1 protein-coding gene is annotated in these 1,411 nt (G+C 65.0%); it reads left to right on the top strand.

Annotated features, from left to right (window positions below; translation table 11 throughout):
• Window positions 1–43 precede the first annotated feature (43 nt).
• Entirely contained in the window at window positions 44–1,279 is a 1,236-nt protein-coding gene (locus CDN38_RS28340; protein WP_075509842.1) for an IS4 family transposase, read from the top strand.
• Window positions 1,280–1,411 lie beyond the last annotated feature (132 nt).

Here is a 1,411-nt window from a genome sequence, read left to right on the forward strand (position 1 = left end):
CAATACCGTTTACTTAAGATGACACGCTTGTTATTCTAATCGCGTGCCACGCGCTGGGTGGGTCAAGCCGGAGAGCGACCAGCGTTTGTCCGATCACATCTCGCTGGGCGTGTTGACCAGGGTGTTTCCGCCGGAGGTGATCGATGAGGTGCTCGCTGAGTGTGGCCGGGTCGAGGTCCGGCACCGATTGTTGCCGGCGCGGGTGGTCGTGTACTACGTGCTCGGTCTGGCGTTGTTTTCCACGTCCTCCTATGAGGAGGTGATGCGGATGCTGGTCGCGGGACTTTCGTGGGCGTCGGGGTGGTCACGTGAGTGGTCGGTGCCGACCAAGGCCGCCTTGTTTCAGGCGCGCAAGCGGCTGGGTTCTGAGCCGCTGCGGGCGCTGTTCGACAAGGCGGTGGTGCCGTTGACTGATCCGCAGGTGGCGGGTGGTTTCTATCGGTCGTGGCGGTTGATGAGTATGGACGGGTTGTGTCTGGACGCCGCCGACACCGAGGCCAATGTGGCGCGGTTCGGCCGGCCGGCGTCCTCCCGCGGGGAGGGCCGAGGTGGCGCGTTCCCGCAGGTCCGGGTGCTGGGGTTGGCCGAGTGCGGGTCGCACGCGATCATCGATGTCGCGGTCGGTTCCTACCGCCAAGGTGAGCAGACGTTGGCCGAGCAGGTGCTGCGCTCGCTGTTGCCGGGCATGCTGTTGTTGGCTGATCGCGGGTTCTTCAGCTACCCGCTGTGGACCAAGGCACGTGGCACCGGCGCAGACCTGCTGTGGCGGATGAAGTCCAATGCCGTGCTGCCTGTCGAAAAACGCTACAGCGATGGCTCTTTCGCTTCCCGTATCTATCCGGGGACCAAAGCACGCCGCAACGACACCGAAGGCATCGACGTGCGGGTCGTGGAGTACACGCTCGCTCCCGTGGACACCGACACCGGCGCCGGCCTGGATACCGCCGACCGCACCTACCGGCTGGCCACCACCCTCACCGATCCCGCCGCGGCGCCGGCCGCCGAACTCGCCCAGCTCTACACCCAGCGCTGGGAGATCGAAACCGCCTTCGACGAGCTGAAAACCCATCAGCGCGGCCCGGGGCTGGTGCTGCGGTCCAAGATGCCCGACGGAGTGATCCAGGAAGTGTATGGCTACCTGTGCGTGCACTACGCGATCCGCTGGCTGATGTATTCGGCGGCAACCGATTACGGGCATGACCCAGACAGAGTGTCGTTCATCCGATCACTCCGGGCCGCTCGCCGAACGACCGCCAGCCACCCGGGTTTTTCCCCCTGAGACCCTCGATGACGCCGACCACACCGTCACCGCTGAAATCCTCGACGAACTGCTCCCCGAGCGCCGCCCACGGGCCAATCCGCGGGTCGTCAAACGCAAGATGTCGAGCTACCAGCTCAAACACGCCTACCA

The organism is Mycobacterium ostraviense (assembly GCF_002705925.1).
In the GTDB taxonomy this organism is placed as follows: domain Bacteria; phylum Actinomycetota; class Actinomycetes; order Mycobacteriales; family Mycobacteriaceae; genus Mycobacterium; species Mycobacterium ostraviense.